At 43.6% G+C, this 2,265-nt stretch carries 2 protein-coding genes; both read right to left on the reverse strand.

What is annotated here, in order from left to right; genetic code table 11:
- Window positions 1-1,635 (reverse strand): GAF domain-containing protein (locus MUP17_08575; GenBank protein ID MCJ7459031.1); only part of this gene is annotated, 1,635 nt, incomplete at its 3' end.
- A gap of 344 nt (window positions 1,636-1,979) precedes the next feature.
- Window positions 1,980-2,265: hypothetical protein (locus MUP17_08580; GenBank protein ID MCJ7459032.1), on the reverse strand; the 286-nt coding region annotated here is incomplete at its 5' end.

The raw sequence follows: 2,265 nt of genomic DNA on the forward strand, positions 1-2,265 counted from the left end.
TATTCCAGCTGAGGGTGTGGAGAGCTTGCTTATCAGATTTTTCATCCTCTCCACAGTGTCCGATATGGTGACCAGAACGCTTTTCTGGAAATCAGGATCCTTTAGCCTTTCTTCAGCATTTTGCAGGAGCAAGGAGAGCATAGAGATGAAATTTTTCAGGTCATGCAAAATGAAAGAGGAAAGCTTGTTGAACGACTCCATCTCCCTGGAAAGAATTAGCTCCTGTGAGAGCTTGGCGTTCAAGACCGCAATCGAAGCCTGGTGAGCCACCCCTCCTAAAAAGGAGAAATCATCCTCGCTGAAAGGATGATTGCCCTTTTTTTGCCCCAGAAATAGAAGACCGACCAAATTCCTCTTGGCGATCATCGGGACGCAAAGCTCCAATTTCAGCTCTTCTGCCTGTTTTAAAAAAGCTCTCTCTTTTTCAGTCAGTGATTTGTTTAACTCAATATCCTTTATGCCGATCGGTTCTCCATACCGGAAAATCCAATCCAGGAGGTCCTCTTCTTTTCTTATGCTTAGCTCAGAAGAGCTTTCTTTGGGATAAGCTGAAGTAAACCCACCCTGTCCTTCGGAAAGCAAAATCGCGATATCTCCGATCCGCAGGTTAGTCGAAATTACGCCTGCTACCTCCTTCAGGATTTCATCCAAATTCAGAAGCGAGGCGATGTTCTCACTGAACCTGGTCCACTCTGCCTGATAATCGACCTTACCCTTATATACTGTTGAATCCACAAATCTTTTAACTCTTTCTTTTACCGAGCTGGAAACAACCAGCGCGGACAAGACCACAATCACCAGAAAAGCAGCCAGCATGGACAAAAATACGCTTAAGTTAGCTCCGTAGGATTGAATCAGTTTAGTTACCAGTCCAATCAGGATCAAATATCCCCCAATCAGGATAGCAACGGCCGAGGAATATACTACTTGTCTGGTGATTTGAACTGAAGCAGTTTTTTCTTTAAGGTATCTTACCAGGCTCAGAGACCATAAAAGGCTTAAAATCCCCCAAACTAAAAAGGTGAAACCGGGAATCCGGGCGTAAAGAAAACCAGAGGTGACCAGATAGACCAAAAGAACTAAAAGAGCCAAACTCAAGATGAATGGCAGGACCAGCTTCTTTTTCTCTTCCTGAATACAGGAATGAAAAGTTCTTTCCAGGTTTATGATAGAGAATACCGCACCGGCTAAAAGAAAGATAAGAAAAAGCTCGCTTCTGTCCGCAAAATAAAATGCCAGATCCCCGAAGATATCTTTCTGCACCAGGACCAGGTTTCTTTTTACCTGCCACAGGAGAGAAAGCAGACTCAAAAAAAGAAATGGCAGAAAAACCAGAATGCCTTTTTTCAGCTCCGCTTTAGAATCCTCCCGGGCTAAGGTATAAGAGAAAAGAACCCAGAAGGAAGGAGCAAACACTATTCCTGAGATTAAAAGATAAAAACCTGGATGAGCCTGCACGGGTGCATTCTTCAGGGAAAGCCAGAGGTAACCTGAGAGGACCAGGGCAAAGGAAAGATTCAAAAGCAGAAATGCATTACTGCTCCTTCCTCGGGTTGATTTCCTGAACACCCAGAGCTCACACCCTAAAAGGACCAGAAGCGCAATCCCGATTATTATCTGATTAAAACTGAACATCTATGCCTTTTTTTCTTATGCTTCGGGAATAGAAATTCCAGAAGCAAGATTTTGTCCTGCTTACACCTATATTTACCAATAAGAAAAATATACCCTCTATTCTCTCTTTCGTCAAAGACTTTTTTATCTTAAGGTGGACTTTGCAGGCAGATTGCTATATTTCTCTCATGGGTAGCCGCAAGTCCTACGGATCCACTCTCAGGACTTCAGCTTGCGTATAACTGCATGTTCAGAGAGCGGAAACAGTCACGCAGGCATAAAGCCTGCGGCTACCATCGACGAAAATGCGGAGACATCATAGAGCAAGGTTCCAGCCTTGCATATTTTATTTTAAAGAAAAGTTTTCAGTCCAACCCCTGATCATAGATATAAAACCGGGTAAGGGTGGAGATGAGGATGTAGTTGGCTATCATAGAGACCCCTATTTCCAGAATCAGAATCAAGAAGATAACCTCCGGATTGAACTTGGAGATGAGAAGAGCCGCCCTGTGATTTAAAAGGGTAAAGGGGAAGGTCAAAAGATTCGGAATCAGCACAAAAAAATAGGTGGAGAAGAAATTCCTTTTATAGATTGACACGCTCGAGCCCAATCCAGACAGGACATTCTTACCACTTATGACGATCGCCGCA

It is taken from the genome of Candidatus Zixiibacteriota bacterium, assembly GCA_022865345.1.
In the GTDB taxonomy this organism is placed as follows: domain Bacteria; phylum Zixibacteria; class MSB-5A5; order MSB-5A5; family RBG-16-43-9; genus RBG-16-43-9.